This is a genomic window from Cupriavidus sp. 96C5-1 (genome assembly GCF_057798855.1).
In genome coordinates this window covers 108,678-124,674 of record NZ_JBYOJU010000026.1, presented here as the reverse complement: position 1 = coordinate 124,674, position 15,997 = coordinate 108,678, and the positions used below count along the sequence as shown (strand labels likewise).

14 protein-coding genes are annotated in these 15,997 nt (G+C 68.5%); 2 read left to right on the top strand and 12 right to left on the bottom strand.

The genetic code is table 11. The annotated features are described in order from the left end of the window. Positions 1-125 precede the first annotated feature (125 nt). Positions 126-491 (bottom strand): hypothetical protein, encoded by a 366-nt coding sequence (locus AC3FOF_RS25675; protein WP_488728196.1) that lies wholly within the window; start codon positions 489-491, stop codon positions 126-128. Positions 492-913: 422 nt separating this feature from the next. On the opposite strand from AC3FOF_RS25675, the gene AC3FOF_RS25670 reads away from it, so the two are divergent. Both AC3FOF_RS25670 and AC3FOF_RS25665 read left to right on the top strand, forming a co-directional pair. Then, complete coding sequence (locus tag AC3FOF_RS25670) at positions 914-1,252, top strand: P-II family nitrogen regulator (protein WP_035807392.1); 339 nt, start codon at positions 914-916, stop codon at positions 1,250-1,252. A gap of 50 nt (positions 1,253-1,302) precedes the next feature. Then, positions 1,303-2,799, top strand: a complete 1,497-nt coding sequence (locus AC3FOF_RS25665; RefSeq protein ID WP_488728195.1) for an ammonium transporter — start codon at positions 1,303-1,305, stop codon at positions 2,797-2,799. Between the two features lie 67 nt (positions 2,800-2,866). Here AC3FOF_RS25665 and AC3FOF_RS25660 read toward each other — a convergent pair whose 3' ends face one another. The 11 genes from AC3FOF_RS25660 to AC3FOF_RS25610 form a co-directional block, all read right to left on the bottom strand. Continuing rightward, positions 2,867-3,052 carry a hypothetical protein gene (locus AC3FOF_RS25660; RefSeq protein ID WP_488728194.1) on the bottom strand — a complete coding sequence of 62 codons (186 nt, stop codon included), beginning with the start codon at positions 3,050-3,052 and terminating at the stop codon, positions 2,867-2,869. Positions 3,053-3,164: 112 nt separating this feature from the next. After that, positions 3,165-4,169 carry a DUF4434 domain-containing protein gene (locus AC3FOF_RS25655; protein ID WP_488728193.1) on the bottom strand — a complete coding sequence of 335 codons (1,005 nt, stop codon included), beginning with the start codon at positions 4,167-4,169 and terminating at the stop codon, positions 3,165-3,167. A 25-nt stretch (positions 4,170-4,194) separates the two neighbouring features. Next, the gene (locus AC3FOF_RS25650; protein ID WP_488728192.1) at positions 4,195-5,325 is read right to left on the bottom strand and encodes an acyl-CoA dehydrogenase family protein; all 1,131 of its coding nucleotides are present in this window, start codon (positions 5,323-5,325) and stop codon (positions 4,195-4,197) included. Between the two features lie 7 nt (positions 5,326-5,332). Continuing rightward, a complete protein-coding gene (locus AC3FOF_RS25645) occupies positions 5,333-6,031 on the bottom strand; it encodes an alginate O-acetyltransferase AlgF (protein WP_488728191.1) in 699 nt (232 codons plus the stop codon). A 2-nt stretch (positions 6,032-6,033) separates the two neighbouring features. Beyond that, positions 6,034-7,494 (bottom strand): AMP-binding protein, encoded by a 1,461-nt coding sequence (locus AC3FOF_RS25640; protein ID WP_488728190.1) that lies wholly within the window; start codon positions 7,492-7,494, stop codon positions 6,034-6,036. Between the two features lie 32 nt (positions 7,495-7,526). Then, positions 7,527-7,781: an acyl carrier protein gene (locus AC3FOF_RS25635; RefSeq protein WP_488728189.1), complete on the bottom strand. Its 255-nt coding sequence runs from the start codon at positions 7,779-7,781 to the stop codon at positions 7,527-7,529. Positions 7,782-7,826: 45 nt separating this feature from the next. Continuing rightward, positions 7,827-9,413, bottom strand: coding sequence for an MBOAT family O-acyltransferase (locus tag AC3FOF_RS25630; RefSeq protein ID WP_276264992.1), 1,587 nt, complete (start codon positions 9,411-9,413; stop codon positions 7,827-7,829). A gap of 23 nt (positions 9,414-9,436) precedes the next feature. Beyond that, positions 9,437-10,534: an alginate O-acetyltransferase AlgX-related protein gene (locus tag AC3FOF_RS25625; RefSeq protein WP_488728188.1), complete on the bottom strand. Its 1,098-nt coding sequence runs from the start codon at positions 10,532-10,534 to the stop codon at positions 9,437-9,439. 4 nt (positions 10,535-10,538) lie between these two features. Next, positions 10,539-11,546, bottom strand: coding sequence for an alginate O-acetyltransferase AlgX-related protein (locus tag AC3FOF_RS25620; protein WP_017230690.1), 1,008 nt, complete (start codon positions 11,544-11,546; stop codon positions 10,539-10,541). A 49-nt stretch (positions 11,547-11,595) separates the two neighbouring features. Further along, on the bottom strand, positions 11,596-14,313 hold the full coding sequence (locus tag AC3FOF_RS25615) for an NfrA family protein (protein WP_488728187.1): 2,718 nt from the start codon (positions 14,311-14,313) through the stop codon (positions 11,596-11,598). Further along, positions 14,310-15,992 carry a glycosyl transferase family protein gene (locus AC3FOF_RS25610; RefSeq protein WP_035818041.1) on the bottom strand — a complete coding sequence of 561 codons (1,683 nt, stop codon included), beginning with the start codon at positions 15,990-15,992 and terminating at the stop codon, positions 14,310-14,312. The genes AC3FOF_RS25615 and AC3FOF_RS25610 overlap by 4 nt, the downstream gene beginning before the upstream one ends. Positions 15,993-15,997 lie beyond the last annotated feature (5 nt).

Below are 15,997 nucleotides of genomic sequence, written 5' to 3'. Positions count from 1 at the left end.
TCATCTCCTTGAACCGGGATTGGACCCTGTGGTCACGCGGCCGGGCCGCTGCCGCCCCTGCCGACGCCTGCGTCTAGCATAGGCGGCCCTGTACCGGCCCTTGCATGAATTCGCAAGGCTTGGCGTCACCATTGTTCAGCGTCAACGCCGGCAGGCGTGCCGGTATCCAGAAAGCCACCTGAACCGGGTAGGTGGCGGCCCTTCCCGGGCATCGGTGCCGGCACCGACAGACTGAAAGCCAGCCATCGCGCGTCGATCGATGGCGAGTGCATTCCCTTTTCTTGTGCCACTTGCGTGCAGCCGCGCCCATTTATCGTGCACGGCCAACAGAGCGCCGGTGTGCGGCATGCGCTCGCCAGTTCGCATTGGCAATCTTTCGAAGCGGCCAGGTGCTTTTTCGTCTGCATTGCGTGCGCGAGCATCCGATCGATGCGCAACGCCACCGTATGGCACGGGAGTTGCAGCAAATCACCGAGCACCAGCATTTTCACTTGACCCCGCGAGGCGCATGATGAAAAAAAAGCCCACTGCTGGAGGTGTCCGGTTTCCTGGCCCGTTGCGCATTACGGATTCCCTGGCTCACGGGGGAGAACAGGCTAACGGGGACCCGCATGCCGGCGCGCTGTCGATCAGCGCCGCCAGTGCCGGTCTTTGCACAGGCCGAGATGACAGGGCGCTTCCCGGATCGGCAGAATGCCGCGTTCCCGGGAGGCCCATGCCTCACCCGTATCGCTTGACCGGGGCAAGCGGTACGCTGGACTCGAAACTCGGTTCACTCACTCTCCAACTGCAGCCATTGCTCGCATCGATCGCAGGTTTGCGGGGCGGCGGATGCCGTCCGCGTGCCTGCGCCGGCACTGCGCCGCCGAACCGCTTCGCTTCATCCTGATGCAGCCTTCAAGGGGGGAGTTTCATGAAAATGATCATCGCAATCATCAAGCCGTTCAAACTCGACGACGTGCGCGAAGCGCTTTCGGGGCTTGGCGTAGCGGGCATGACCGTGACCGAGGTCAAGGGGTTCGGGCGTCAGAAGGGGCACACGGAACTCTATCGAGGGGCCGAGTACGTTGTGGATTTCCTGCCGAAGCTGAAGCTCGAGGCGGTGATACGCGACGACCAGGTGGAGCATGCCATCGAGGCGATCGAGCAGGCGGCCCGCACCGGCAAGATCGGGGACGGCAAGATTTTTGTTTGCGACATCGAACAGGCGGTCCGGATCCGCACCGGCGAAGTCGGCGCCGATGCGCTTTAACGCTTTAACGCTCTGACCCTACACACATTTGCACAGGCAGGAGGCATCCCATGAAGAAGCTGTTTGCCAGAATCGTCATAGTGGGGGCGCTCGCCGCGGTGGCGTTGAGCCTGGGCAGTCATTCCGGCGCCGCGCTGGCCGACGACGCCGCCTCCGCCGCCACCGCGGCAACGGCCGCGGCAGCCCCCGCGGCGCCGGATGCGGTCCCCGCGGCGCCCACCGCGCCGTTTGTCACCGATGCCAGGAACCTTAACAGCGGCGACACCGCCTGGATGCTGACCTCCACGGCCCTGGTGCTCTTCATGACGGTACCTGGCCTGGCGCTTTTCTACGGCGGCATGGTGCGCAAGAAGAACGTGCTGGCCACGCTGATGCAAAGCTTCGCCATCACTTGCATGGTCACGATACTCTGGACCGTCGTCGGTTATAGCCTGGCCTTCACCCCGGGCAATGTTTTCATCGGGGGCCTGTCGCGCTTCATGCTGCACGGCATGAACTACGTCAAGGGGGACAAGGCGACCACGCTCACCGTCAGCCACCTGGCCGCGACCATTCCGGAAACGGTCTATATGGTGTACCAGATGACCTTCGCCATCATCACCCCCGCGCTGATCTGCGGCGCCTTCGCCGAGCGCATGAAATTCTCGGCCATGCTGGTGTTCATGGCCTTGTGGTCGCTCATTGTCTATGCGCCGATCGCCCATATGGTGTGGGAGCCGAGCGGCTGGCTGGCGGCCGCCGGCATCCTGGACTTCGCCGGCGGCACGGTGGTGCATATCAACGCGGGGATCGCGGGCCTGGTGTGCGCGCTGGTGCTGGGCAAGCGCGTCGGCTTCGGCAAGGAGCCGATGGCGCCCCACAACCTCACGCTTACGCTGATCGGCGCGGCGATGCTGTGGGTGGGTTGGTTTGGCTTCAATGCAGGATCGGCGGTGGCCGCCGACGGCCGTGCCGGCTTTGCGATGGCGGTCACGCAGATCGCCACGGCGGCGGCCGCGCTGGGCTGGATGTTCGCCGAATGGCTGAGCAAGGGCAAGCCGTCGGTGCTGGGTATTGCATCGGGGGCGGTGGCAGGCCTGGTGGCGATTACGCCGGCCTCGGGCTTCGTCGGCGTCGGCGGCGCGCTGGTGATCGGCGTGGCCGCTGGCGTGATCTGCTTCTGGGCGGCCACGGCGCTGAAACGCATGCTTGGCTATGACGATTCGCTCGATGCATTCGGGGTGCATTGCATCGGCGGGATCGTCGGCGCCGTGCTGACCGGCGTGTTTGCCGTGAAGGAGATCGGCGGCGCCGACGGCAGCGTGGTTCTGCAATTGAAAGGCGTGGCGACGACGCTGGTGTACAGCGGCGCCGCCAGTTTCATCCTGCTCAAGCTGATCGATATGACGATGGGCCTGCGCGTGAGCGCGGACGATGAGCGCGAAGGCCTGGACGTCGTGCTGCACGGCGAGCGGGTGGACGATATGTGGAGCGGCACGCTCGTCATGCCGCGCGAGACGGAGCGCGAAGCGAGCGTCGTCGGGCTCCAGGGCGAGCGGGCCAAGTGAGCGCGGCGGCGGGCGAGCATGGGCCCGCCGGCGCGCCTTGTTCCTGGCCTTCCAGGCGGGCCTCGGCTCAGTGGCCCGCCACCGGAATCACCTCCAGCACAACCAGCCTGTCGGGCACCAGCGCAAGCGTCCTGTGCCGATTCGGCAGCCCGCCGCGCATATGATCGACGCGCAGAGGGACGCCGCCACCTTGGCGATCTTCGATGCCTTCTTCGCCCGGCCGGATCTCGTCTGAACTGGCGGCGGGCTTCATGCTTGCGGATCTCTACGAGGATTGGCAACCCTCGCCATGGTTCGTGATCGATCGCTATATCCCGACGTTTATCGCGACTTGCGCTGTCAGGGCATAGGTGGCATGGCGCCTTTCAACCAAGCTCGCGCCAGGCCTCCAGCAACTGCCTTGCCTGCGGCGATTCCCCGATCACCCAGGGATCGAGGGCGAAGGCCACCAGTTGCCGGGCACCCGTTTGCCGCGCGATGGCCAGTTGCTGCCGCAGCCGCGGCAGGTCGGCGGAGACGGCCTTGAAGGTGGTGCCGTCCTGGCGCTCGGACGGCAGTTCCTGGAACAGTTCCACGATCAGGTCGAACGATGTCTTGCGCTCGCGCAGCAGTGCGAGCAGCGGCGCCAGCGCCTGGTAGTTGTCCAGGCCTGCCACCCCCACGCCATCCTGGATCATCGGGCGAACGGCCACTTGGCCGAGGATGGCGGCCCATAGCCCCTCCAGCGTGCCGGGAGAGGGCAGGCGGCTGTAGTAGGTGGAAATGGCCGGCCGGGGGGCGGCACCGGCCGCGATGGAATGCAGCCAGGGCACCAGCAGCGCTTGCCGTTGTGGCGTGCCCCAGTTGTGCTGCTCCAGTTCATAAGGGATATACCAGCCGCGGAAATTGCTCCGCCCCGGCCACCTGGCCTGCTCGGCATAGGTGAGGCTGCGCGCGCGGGTCCGTGCGAGAAAGCGCGGCAGCGTGGCGTCGTCGGGCGCGCCCAGTGCTTGCCACCAGCGTTCGTCGTAGGGCAGTCCGAGCCGGATGCCCAGGCCGAGCTGGCCCGCATCGTCGAACAGGAAATCCAGCAGCGCATCGGGGATTTGCCAGGGCTGCTCGCCATCCACGGCTGCCCACTGGATCACGATCTCACCGCACCCCAGGGCGCGCACGGCCTTCAGGCGCTGGTGCCATTGTGCCTGCCCGAGTTCGAGATGGCTGCGCCATACCTGCAGGAAGGTCGAGGCAAATACCGGCTGGCCGGTACAGGCCGCGAGGGGGAACAAGGGAAGAAGGGGAAGCAGCGGCCACCCGGCAGCCGCGCGCAACAGGCGGCGGCGCCCGGGAGCGGGGCAGGGATGGCTGAGGGCTGGGATAGGCTGGCTCACTGGGTAGTCATGCGGCGTGCGCCGCTCAGATCGTGCGCGCGATCAGCTCGCGCATGATTTCGCTGGTGCCGCCGTAGATGCGCATGGCTCGGGCATCGACCCAGGCCCGGCCGATGCCGTATTCAGCCATATAGCCGTAGCCGCCATACATCTGCAGCAGGTCGTCGAGCATGCGGCCTTGCAGTTCGGTGGCGTTGAGCTTGGCGATGGCGGCCGTGACGGGGTCGAGGCGGTCTTGCAGCTGCAGCGCCAGGCAGTGGTCCAGGAACACGCGCAGCATGGCCAGCTGGGCGTGGGCATCGGCCAGCTTGAAGCGGGTGTTCTGGTAGTCGGCCACGCGCCGGCCGAAGGCCTTGCGCTGGCGGGTGTAGGCGATCGCGTCTTCCAGCATGCCTTCCAGCGAGGCGCAGGCCCGCAGTGCAATGGCCAGGCGCTCCGGCGCCAGTTGCCGGGCCAGCAGATCGAAGCCGTTGTTCTCCGCGCCGAGCAAGCGGTCGGCGCCGACCTGTACCTCGTCGAAGAACAGCTCGCAGGTGTCTTGCGCATGCTGGCCGATCTTGGCCATGGGCGGCCCTTTGCGCAAGCCGGGCATGCCGTCGTCCAGGCAGAACAGGGAGAGGCCGCGCGCGCCCAGGTCCGGATTGGTGCTGGCGGCCACGATCATCAGCCCGGCGTTGACGCCGTTGGTGATGAACGTCTTCTGCCCGCTCAGCAGGTAGCCGCCCTTGCCGTCGGGGCGGGCGCGGGTGCGGATCGCCTTGAGGTCGCTGCCGGCATCGGGCTCGGTCATGGCGACGGCGCCAATGCACTCGCCGCGCGCCATGGCCGGCAGCCATCGTGCCTGTTGGGCAGGGGTGCCGTAGCGGTGCAGGTAGGGGGCGACCATCTCCGAGTGGATGGAGAAGCCGATGCCGAGATAGTTGGCGCGCGCCAGCTCCTCGATCACCACCGCGGCGTGCCCGAAGTCGCCTCCGGCGCCAAAGGGCTCGGGCAGGGCGCAGTTGAGCAGGCCGGCGCTGCCCGCGCGTTGCCACAGGTGCTTCGGCGTGATTCCCTGGCGTTCCCATCCGCCATAGCATGGGGCGATTTCGTGGGCGATGAAGCGCCGCACCTGCTCGCGGAATTGTTCGTGATCGTCTCGGAGGACTGGACGCATGGCTGGCTTATCTGCTGTAGGGGTCGGTGCGGCTGACCTGGCCGCGCAGTACGGGCTTGGCCGCGCTGCCGGTCAGGAACAGGCTGTAGTGGTCGCCCGGCTGCAGCGCCGGCAGCGCCAGCTCGGGGGAGCGCGCGCCACCGCAGGCGGCGGTGACCGTTGCGCTGACCGGGTTGATGGCGCGGTGGACGGCGCTGCGGGGCTTGACGGCCTGGAAGACGGGCGTGCCCGACGGCGCCAGCGCCAGTTGCGCGCCCTCGCAGTCGCGGATGGCGTTGTAGAAGCGCAGTTCCGCCTTGAGCGCGTCCTGGTTGCCGCTGCCATCGTCCAGCGGGACCATCGAGAGCTTGCCGCCGGTGCGCTCCAGCAGCAGCGTGGTGAAGGTGTCGGGCTGCACCTGCAGGGTGGCGGCCTCCTTGCCGTCGAGGCGCACGGTGAAAGGCTGGCCGCCCTTGACCACGGCATAGGTGGTGGCGGCGGCGCCGTTGCCGCCGACGGGCTGGGGCCGGCCCTGGGCGACGGCCACGGTAGCGGTGGCTGTGTCCGGGTTGAGCACCCGCACATAGGACGACCCTTGCGGCGGGCGCGCCGCGTAGAGCTGGGCCAGCACGCCTTCGGTGGCGGGCGGCGCGGCGCAGACGGTTGCCGCGGCCGCGCAGGCCAGTGTGGCGGCAAGGGTCGTGCGCAGGGCGTGGAGCTTGGGCATGGCTATTCCTTCGTGCCGCTCAGGCGCGCCTGCAGGTACTGGCGCTCCAGTTGCCTGCGGTCGACCTTGTCGGTGCTGGTGGTGGGGAAGCGGTCGCAGGCGACCAGTTCGGATGGGATCATGTACGGCGGCAGGTTTTGCCCTAGCGCCTGTTTCCAGTCCGCCAATGCCGCGGCCCCGGTGGCGTCGCCTGCATGGTTGCCTTCCAGTTCGACGAAGCCGATCATGCGGACGATCGCGCCGTCCGCGCGCCGCAGCGCGACCGCGGCGCCCGCGCGCACGCCGTCCAGGCTGGCCAGCGCGGCATCCACTTCGGCCAGTTCGATGCGGTAGCCATGCAGCTTGATCTGGTCGTCGGCCCGCCCGCGGAAATGCACCAGCCCGGCGGCATCGATGTGCGCGAGATCGCCGCTGCGGTAGGCCCGCTTGCCCTGGTGGAGAAACAGGCGGGTCTGGTTGAGATCGGGCCGGTTGAGGTAGCCGCGCATCACGTGGTCGCCGGCGATGCACAGCTCGCCCTGGTCGAGGAACAGTTCCGCATAGGGTTTGGCCCGGCCGATGGGGAACGGGTTGGGGGCGTCCTTGCGCAGCGCGGCGTCGATTTCGACCCAGGTGGTGGAGCAGGTCGCCTCCGTCGGGCCGTAGGAGTTGACGATGCGCGCGGCGGGAAAGCGCTCCCACAGCGCCTCGGCCAGCGCCGGCGAGAGCGATTCGGCCCCGAACAGGAAGACCTTGAGCGCGGGCAGGGTGGCGGCGTCGAAGGCCGGGTTGAGCAATTGCTGGCGCACGAACGAGGGCGTCGACGCCCACATCGTGACGCGGTGGCGCGCCAGGTAGGCGGTGAAGGCGTCGCGCTGGGCGGTCAGATCGCGCGGGCACAGCACGCAGGTGCCGCCCAGGCCCAGCGCGCCGGCCACGTTGAACAGCGAGAAGTCGAAGCTGAACAGCATCTGGTCCATGAACACCGGCGCGGCGTCCAGCCGCAGGCAGTCGCGGATCCAGCCGGCGAACAGGCCCAGGCTTTCGCGGCCGATCTGCACGCCCTTGGGGTCGCCGGTGCTGCCCGAGGTGAACATGATGTAGGCCACGCCGCGCTCCTTCAGGACGGTGGCGGCGGTGCCGGGGCGGAAGACGTCGTTGTCGGCCTCGTACACCAGCGGCGCGCCGACGATCTCGATGATGCGGCGCACGCGCTCGGCGGGGTTGATGCGGTCCACCGGCACAAAGGGCACGCCCAGCGTCAGGCAGCCGAGCATGGCCACCAGGAAGCCGGCTTCCTTGTGGCCGACGATCACCAGCGGCACGTCGGGGCGGGCACCGGCCGCGCGGGCTGCGGCGGCCCAGGCCTCGGTGCGGGCGCGCAGCGTGTGCCAGCTCAGGCCGTCGTGCGTGTCCACCACGGCCAGGGCATCGCCTGCCGAGTCGGGTTCGGCGAAGCGGAAGGTATCGAAGTCAAAGCGCATGAGGAGCTCCGGATGGCGCGTCCGAGCGGGGCTCAGGCATGGCCCTGCGCGGCGATGAACGCGGCCAGCGTGCGCACCGATTCGAGGTGAACGTCGATTTCGGTGGGCGGGATCTTGCAGCCGAACTCGCGTTCGACCGCCAGGGCCAGGTCCACCGCGCTGAGCGAGTCGACCAGGCCGGACTCGATCAGCAGGGTGTCGGGATCGACGCGGGTAAGGATCACGCTTTCGATGATCCTGGCGAGCTTGTTTTCGATGGCTTGGTTGTCGGCGGATTGCGTGTGCATCGGATAGTCTCCTGCGCCTGTGGCGCTCAGAATGGAAATTGGAAATCAGAACTGGAAATAGAGAAAGCGGGCTTCCTGGTGCAGGTTGGCCAGGCACAGGAACAGCAGAACCAGCATGACCGCGACCCAGCCGGGCGTGGGCCGCCAGCGCAGCACGGACCAGCCGCCTGGCTGCGCGCGCGCCAGCGCCGGCGACCAGCGGCCCAGGATCTGGTGGGCGTTGGGCGCCAGCCAGACAATGGCCAGCAGCGCCAGCAGATAGAACAGCTGCAGATGGCGCCCGGCCAGCATGCGCCAGGCATCGCCCGGGGCGAGCGCGGCATCCGGCCACGGCAGCGCGGCAATGGATTCAAAGCCGCGCAGGCCGGCCAGGCCCTCCAGCAGCGCCACGGCATCGTGCATGCCGTCGGCGCGGAAGAACACCTGCGCCACCAGCACGGCGACAAAGGTCAGCAGCACGCAGGCCACCCGTGTCGCCGCCCGGGTCTGGCGCGCGGCGGCGGGTTTGCGGCCGGCCACGAAGATGCGCCAGGCGTGGTTGACCGACAGGTAGCCCGCATGCAGCAGGCCGAACACCAGGTACTGCAGGCCGGCACCGTGCCAGATGCCGGCCAGGCCCATGGTGAAGGCGGTCGGCAGCACGATCATGGCGGCGAAGCCGTCGACGGTGGCCACGCCGGCCGCGCCCACCGGCTGGCCGCGGCCGGTGCGCCCGCGCGATACCGCCATGGCCACCGGGTAGTACAGGTAGGCGGTCAGGTAGCGGGTCAGCGTGATGTGCCAGCGGGCCCAGAAATCGATGATGCTCGATGCCTTGTAGGGCGAATTGAAGTTGAGCGGGAAGCGGATGCCGAACATCTTGGCCAGGCCGAGCGCCATGTCCGAATAGCCGGAAAAATCGAAGTAAAGCTGCAGCGCATATGACAGGCTGGCGCCCCAGGCGGCCCAGAACCGGAGGCTGCCGGGATCGGCGAAGCCCGCGTCGGCATAGGGTGCGATGGCATCGGCCAGCAGCACTTTCTTGGCCAGCCCGATGACGAACAGCATGCCGCCCACCGACAGGTTTTCCGCCTTGAAGCGGTAGTTCTCGCGTTGCGCGAACTGCGGCATCATCTCCTTGTGGTGCAGGATGGGGCCGGCGATCAGGTGCGGAAAGAACGTCACGAACAGCACATAGCTCAGCGGGCTGCGCTCGCTCACGATGCCGGCGCGGCAGTCAAGCAGGTAGCCGATCTGGGTGAAGGTGAAGAACGAGATGCCAAGCGGCAGGATCACCGAGCCGGCCGGGCTGGCACTGCTCAGGCCAAGTTCATGCAGGAAGCCCAGCAGCGCGGCGAAGTACTTGTAGTGAAGCAGCAGGCCGAGATCCGCCGCCACGCCGAGCGCCGTCGTCAGCGTCTGCAGCATGGTGCGTCCCTTGAAAGACAGGATCAGTTGGCTCACCACGTAGTTGAAAGCGATCGAGCCGGCCAGCAGCGCCACGAACTGCGGGTTCCACCAGCCGTAGAAGACGAACGAGGTCAGGCACAGCCACGCGGCGGCGGCGCGCAGGGAGCGCGCGCCAAGCAGGTAGTGCACCAGCAGCGCGACGGGCAGGAACAGCAGCAGGAAGAGTAGGGAGTTGAAGAGCATGGTCGTTGGTTATGGCCTGTTCCTTACCGCGATGGCAGGGTGGCCAGGGTGGTCTTCTCGTCCTCGGTCAGCGGCAGGGACAATGCCATCTCCGAGAATTCCCAGATCACCAGCCGGAGGCTGGCGGGCCATTGCGCGCGCTGGCGGAGTGCGGCCTGGAGGGCGCCGGAAAACTGGCCGCCGTCCATGCTCAGGTTCCAGACCTGGCGGCCCAGCCGCATGCCCAGGCGCTCGGCGAAGTGGCTGCGCCGGCCGTTGGAGCTGCCGGCCAGCAACACCTCGGGCGGTGCCACCTCGTCGAGCAGGCCGCCAGCGATCTCCGGCTTGACGGTCTGCTCCCGCACCAGGTCGGGCAGCGGGCGCCAGCGCTCGGGGGCGTGTTCCAGGCCGGCCAGCACCAGCAGGTCGCCCACGCGCTCGGTGGGGCGGGCCGCGCTGCCGACGGCGTAACGCTGCTGGCCTGGCTGGCCCAGGAAGTGCAGGGCCGCTGCCGCCACCGCCTCGGCGCTGGCGGCGGCGCCATGGCCGTTCATATGCACGTCGGTGCGGAAATAGCCCGGCGTGCGGGCATCCAGCGCGGCGCGCAGGTCCACGTATGGCACCTGGCTGGCGGCAAGGCCGGCGTGCCAGTCGTCCAGGCGCTCCCGCATGGCAGGGGCAGCCTGCAAGCCGCACAACCGTGCCGCCTCGACACGCGATTTGTCGGGCACCGCTACCACCAGCACCTGCACCCCGGTAGCGCGCAACTCGCCAACCCAGTGCCGCATCAGCCGCAGGCGCTGCGCGAAGGCTTGCGCGTGGCCGGGCTGCGGTTGCAGGCCGTCGCGATAGAACAGCCAGCCCGGGCATCCCTGCACGACCTGTTTGCCGAGGCTGCCAAGCAGCCGGTAGCGCAGCGCGGCCAGCCCTGTCTCCACCTGCGCTTGCGCCGGCAAGCGCAGGGCTGGCTTGAGCGCCTGGCCCGCCGAGCCGTCGAGCCAGGCGGACGGCGTCAGCCCGGCGAGCCGGCCGCGGGACTGCCATAGCGAGTGGATGCCCCAGGCCAGGCCAGCCGCCAGCAACGCTGCGCACACGGCCGCGCCCAGGCGGTGCGATGGCTCGATATCCGGCTTGATGTCCATGTCCTCAGCGCTCCAGGGCAGCCTTGAGCCGCTTGCGCCAGGTGTCGGCGCTCATCAGCGAGGCGTTGTCCCACAGGCCGCGCGCGTCCGGCCCTTGCGAGAAGGCGGGCTCGAACAGTTGCCATACCAGCACCTGCGGCGGCTGCTGGCGAAAGCCGGGGGATTCCAGGTACTCCAGCAGCATGATCCACGGCCCCACGTTGCCGGGCTTCCAGTTGACGGAGACCGGGCGGTCCAGCGAGTTCGAAAGCGTTTGCGGATAGCCGAAATAGGGCTGGACCATGCTGTGGCCGGTGACGTGCACCGGCGCCGCGGCATCGTCCAGCAGGGCCTGGCTGTCGGTGGCCTTGCGTATCGTGAACGTTTCGCGCCCCACGGCCTTCTTGCGCTCGGGGGTCAGGAACAGTTCCGCCAGATCGCCGTAGCGCCGCTCGTTGGACAAGGCGCCCAGCGCCATGCCGCTGCCGGGCTGGCCTTTGAGCTGCGGCGCCTGCTGCATGACGATCCCGGCGGTGGCCTGCGCGGTGGCGTCGGCGGCGGCCTGGGTCCAGTGCTGGTCGGTGCGGTAGTAGACGTCGCGCCCCTCTTTCCTGAGCTTGAGCAGCACCGCCTCGTCGTCGAAGGTGGCAACGCCCGCCTGCCGCAACTTGCCGAGCACGGTCTGGTAGCGCGCGGCGACTTCGGTGCTCATGGGTTTGCCGTCCGGCAGTTTGTCCTGGTAGAAGCGCGCCTTGTCGGGCACCAGCACCACCACCAGCCGGATATCGCGCGCCAGCAGCGCGCTGCGCGCTTCGGCCACCAGCGCCGCACTGGCATCGATGCCGGCGCTATCCACGTGCGTCAGGCTGCCCCAGCCCGGGAACAGCCAGTTGTCCTTGCCTTCGATGATGATGGACGATCCGTCGGCGCAGGCCACGGCCGACCATGCAAGGGCGGCGCCTGCCAGGCTGTGGCCCAGCCAGGAACGGATGCGCCGGGCCGGGCGCAGCGGGTTGTCGCGGGACAGGTGCATGGAGGTCATTCCTTTGGGAGCGATGGCGGGGAGCGCCGCAATCGGTGCATCAGTAAGAAAGCGTCAGGTTCATGAACAGCCCCTTGGCGCGGTTGGAGTGGCCGGCGAGCCCGGCGCGGTACTGCACACCCCAGTCCAGATACGAGCGCGGCGCGTTGTAGCGGTCCTGCCGGAACCAGTAGCGCAGGTTGACGCCGGGGCCGGCGCCGACCGACCATGTGGCGCCATTGCCCTGCAGTTCGGTGCTGCCGGATGCCGTGCCAAGCGTGCCGGAGGCGCGGTTCTTCTGCCATAGCCAGTCGGCGCCCAGCACCACGTAGGGGAACAGGATCAGCCGCTCGTCGATGGCGTCGAGGCGAAAGCTGCGGCCGGCCCGGATTTCGCCAGAGGCGAAGGCCTGGTCGCGGCGCAGGCGGCCTGATCCGCTAGCCGTCTCGCTGCCGGTGGCGTTGTCGCGCAGCGAGTAGCGCGCGGCGAAATCCTGCAGGCTGTAGCCGCCCTGCACATAGCCTTCCACCGTGAACCAGCTCGGCACATCCAACCGCATGCCGCTGCCTTCGTAGATGCCGTACGTGACGTAGGTGAGCCAGCCGCCGGAACCGGCATCGGATTCATAGCGGGCGCTCTGGTTTTGCCGGTTGAGCGCGCAGCGCTGGGCGGCATCGGCAGGAACCAGCATGCCGCTGCGGGTGGCGGTGCCGAGCAGGAACTGGCGCTCCAGCCCGAAGGTGAGGCCAACCTCGTTCGATGGCGTGAAGCGCAGCCCCAGCGCGCCCACGGTGGTGGGCACGCCGGAGATACCGCGGCTGTGGGTCTCGCCCAGGTCCGCGCGGGCCGCCGCCGTGCCGCCGCATGGGTCCGCCAGGCGTTGCGCCTTGGTCTTGCCGCCGTTGTCGTAGACGGTGCTCGACAGACGCCCGTAGAGTTCGAAGGTCCGGTTCGACGTATTGAGAAAGATTGGCGGGCGCCAGAATACTTCCGCGGTGCCGAAGACCGCATCGCCTGGCGTGGAAACGGCGGCGCCGCCAAAATCCGCTGACGCCGGCCGCGCCCCACGGTAGCCCGCGGACACATAGCCACCCCACTCGCGCGAGAATCCCGCGATGGCGCCGCGTGTGTTGTAGCGCTGCTCCTCGTCCAGGGCGAGCGTGCCCGCATCGGCCTGGTCGATGGCCTGCATCAAGGTCCGCGCGGCGCCGCGCTTGTCTCCCGCGCCGGCGCGTGCATAGCCCTCGTCCAGTATTGCGAGCGGCGGTGCCTTGCCGGTGGCGCGGGCGGCCTGGATGTCGTGCAAGGCCTGCTCCGGCATGCCCAGCCGCTGGTTGACATAGGCGCGCTGCATCAGCAGGCCGGCGTCGCCCGCTTGCCGGTTCAGCGCGGCGTCCAGCCGCGCGGCCGCTTCGCGGGCCTGCGCCCGGTTGCCGGCCGCCAGCGCGGTGGTCAGCAGGGCCTGGCTCTGCTCGCCCGGGTCGCGCTCGAGGGCCTTTCGCGCTTGCGCGATCGCTTCCTGGTAGTCGTGCCGGCCATAGGCGGCATAGGCCAGCGCGGCGGGGCTGCCGCCGGAGGCGTCCGCCGGCAGCAATTCGCACGCCGTGCCATACGGCGTGTCGCGGCAGCGCTGCACCGGGGGCGGGTAGCCGGCCAGCGTCAGCGCGGTCCTGGGGGCGCGTGCGCGGCCGGCTTCGTCCAGGCGCCTGCGCACGGCCTTGTCCGTGCCGTCCAGCGCGGCCAGCAGCGCTTGCACGCGCTGGCCGTTGCCGGCGGCCAGTGCCGCGTCGGCGGCGATCAGGCGCACATTGTGCCGCTGCTCGTCGTCCAGCCAGTCCTGCCCGAGCGCGCTGTCGAAGTCGGCCTCGGCCTGGGCTGTCTTGCCCTGGCGCTGCCGCAGGTAGGCTCGCAGCAGCAGGGCCACGGTGTCGTCGCTGTCCTGCCGCAGTGCCTCGCTGGCCGCGGTTTCCGCTTCGGCGAGTTGTTCGTCCAGCATCAGCGCGGTGATCAGCAGCAGGCGGTGGCTGGCCGTGTCGGGCGCCAGCGCGACGGCCCGCCGGGCCGGTGCGATGGCGTCGGCCGGGCGATTGGCGATCAGCGCCTGGTAGCCCGCCTGGGCGGAGGGGACCGACATCTGGCGGTGCAGGCCCTGGCGGCGCGCGATCAGGTCGGCCTGGTTGGGGGCGCCGGCGGCCAGCGCGCGTTCGATGGCCTGCAGGGCTCCCTTGTCGTCGCCTTGCGCGGCCAGGGCGTCTTGCCACAGGAGGGCCCATGCGCCCTGGCTCGGGTCGGCAGCAAACGCTTTCTCCGCAGCGGCGGCGGCGGCCTTGTAATCGCCGTCGTTGTAGGCGGCGTAGGCTTGCGTGGCAAAGGGAAAGCCGGTGCGGAAGGCCTGCGTGGCAGGGGCCGTGCCGCCCTGGGCGCCGGCGCGCAGCGCGGTGCGTGCCTCGCGCAGGGCGGGGCTGTCGACCCCGGCGGCATTGGCTGCCGCCACGGCGCGTTCGGCTTGCGCCAGCTTGCCTTGCTTTTGCAGCGCGTAGACCAGCAGCAGGTGCAGTTGCGCTACGTTCGGACGTAGCCGGATGGCGGCTTCCGCCCTGGCCTGGGCCTTTGCGTAGTCGCCCTTGTCATAGGCCTTGTAGCCTTCGTCGGCCAGTTGCCAGGCTTTTCCCCTGAGCGGCGCTTCGCTGGCCGCCGGCTCGGCGAACGCGGGCGCCGGCAGCAGGGCGGCGCCGCCCAGCGACGAGAGCAGCACGATAAGACGGGTACGCGCCTTCATGCGGCGGCCCCGTGCGATGCGGCGGCGGGTGCCATGTTTTGCTGGAAGGCGATCGCTTCGAGCAGGGTGACCTCGTCCAGCCAGCCTTGCTCCAGCAGGATGTTGCCGAGCGGGCGGTGCGCGGCGGCCTGCAGGTCCAGGGCGTGCGCCAGCTTGGTCTCGTCGATGGCATGCCACGACAGCAGCAACTCGCCCAGCCGGCGCCGCTGCTGGGTCAATTGATCGGACGAAGGAAAATCGTGCATGGTCTTGTCCCACACCAGCCGCTGCCCAAAGAACATGTGGCCGAGGAAGAGCCGCCAGGCGCGCGCGGCGGCCATGGCGTTGATAAAGTTGCCGATCATCATGCGCGGCACCGACAGCAGGCCGTGCTCCCAGCCGTACATGCTGCCCACGAAATAGACCCGTTGCAGCGTGCGCAGCGCCAGTGCGATGGTGTTGAGCCACATCAGCGTGACCAGCCAGCTCCCGGGGCGGAACAGCGCGGGATAGTGGACGGTCCACCAGCCCAGGGCGTCGGCCAGGTAGAACAGCAGGAAGTTGGCCAGCAGCAGGTAGGCCAGGATCGAGATAAAGGAGGTCACCAGGCCCTTGCGGTCGCGGTACAGCAGGTATTTGGTGGTCAGCGAGCCGGCCCAGCCGACCTGCTGCCAGCCTTGCAGGCCGATGCCCAGCAGCCAGCGCGCCTTCTGCCGGTAGGCGGTGCGGAAAGTGTCTGGAAAATACTCGCGCACGCCCAGCGGCATGGAGATGGTCCCGATCTTTTCCTTGCCCAGGCCAAACCACGACACCCGGCGCGTGGCGTATTCCACCTTGAACTTGCCGAAAATCTGCTTCATGCCCCGCCGCGACAGCCGCGCCCCGATGTCGTAGTCCTCGGTCAGGCTGTCGGTGTTGAAGGGCTGGTTGTCGGTCTCCGCCGATAGCTCCACCAGCGCGCGGCGCGAGAAGCAGGTGCCGACGCCGGCGGAGGGCACCATCTTCGACAGGCTCTCGCGCACCACCATGTCCTTGGTGTGCCATTCGGCGAACTCGTCCATATAGGTGCCGGCCACCAGTTCGTACCAGCTGCGTTCGAGCGAGGCGACCGGCAACTGGATGAAGTCGATGCGCGGCAACAGGTAGTTGTAGTACTTCAGCTCGAGCGGATGGAGCACGTCTTCGCTGTCGTGCAGGATCATGCCGGCGAAGGGCGCGGGCATGTCCCGCTCGTGCAGCAGGATCGCCTGCACGATCCAGTTCAGGCAGTCGGCCTTGCAGGTGGGCCCGTCATGCGGGACTTCCACGCGTACCAGTTGCCGGTAGCGGCGGCGCATGCGCTCCACCTCGCCGATGGTGCGCGCGTCGTTGCAATAGGTGCCGACGAAGATCATGTAGTTCTGGTATTCCAGCGTGGAAACCATGTTTTCCAGCATCGGCGCGATAACGTCGAACTCCAGCCAGGCCGGCACCATGATGGCGAGGGCTTGTTCCTCGCATGCGCGCAACTGCTCGGTCGATAGCGGCTTGTGCCGGCGCCGCACGACCAGGCCCCGATAAGCCTCGCGCAGCCAGTACCAGAGATCGATGAACAGATCGTCGATGCTGGACAGCAGGATCAGCGTGGCCACCACGGCGGTGACGACCTCGAGGCCGCGATAATAGTCGGCGACGAGGTAGGGCCAGTACATGGAGGACATGAACG

Excerpts from the sequence above, each read along its gene's own strand:
- AC3FOF_RS25615 (WP_488728187.1), bottom strand. The coding sequence starts at position 14,313 with ATGAAGGCGCGTACCCGTCTTATCGTGCTGCTCTCGTCGCTGGGCGGC.
- AC3FOF_RS25645 (WP_488728191.1), bottom strand. The coding sequence starts at position 6,031 with ATGCCCAAGCTCCACGCCCTGCGCACGACCCTTGCCGCCACACTGGCC.
- AC3FOF_RS25625 (WP_488728188.1), bottom strand. The coding sequence starts at position 10,534 with ATGGACATCAAGCCGGATATCGAGCCATCGCACCGCCTGGGCGCGGCC.
- AC3FOF_RS25640 (WP_488728190.1), bottom strand. The coding sequence starts at position 7,494 with ATGCGCTTTGACTTCGATACCTTCCGCTTCGCCGAACCCGACTCGGCA.
- AC3FOF_RS25670 (WP_035807392.1), top strand. The coding sequence starts at position 914 with ATGAAAATGATCATCGCAATCATCAAGCCGTTCAAACTCGACGACGTG.
- AC3FOF_RS25660 (WP_488728194.1), bottom strand. The coding sequence starts at position 3,052 with ATGAAGCCCGCCGCCAGTTCAGACGAGATCCGGCCGGGCGAAGAAGGC.
- AC3FOF_RS25630 (WP_276264992.1), bottom strand. The coding sequence starts at position 9,413 with ATGCTCTTCAACTCCCTACTCTTCCTGCTGCTGTTCCTGCCCGTCGCG.
- AC3FOF_RS25635 (WP_488728189.1), bottom strand. The coding sequence starts at position 7,781 with ATGCACACGCAATCCGCCGACAACCAAGCCATCGAAAACAAGCTCGCC.
- AC3FOF_RS25620 (WP_017230690.1), bottom strand. The coding sequence starts at position 11,546 with ATGCACCTGTCCCGCGACAACCCGCTGCGCCCGGCCCGGCGCATCCGT.
- AC3FOF_RS25650 (WP_488728192.1), bottom strand. The coding sequence starts at position 5,325 with ATGCGTCCAGTCCTCCGAGACGATCACGAACAATTCCGCGAGCAGGTG.
- AC3FOF_RS25665 (WP_488728195.1), top strand. The coding sequence starts at position 1,303 with ATGAAGAAGCTGTTTGCCAGAATCGTCATAGTGGGGGCGCTCGCCGCG.
- AC3FOF_RS25610 (WP_035818041.1), bottom strand. The coding sequence starts at position 15,992 with ATGTCCTCCATGTACTGGCCCTACCTCGTCGCCGACTATTATCGCGGC.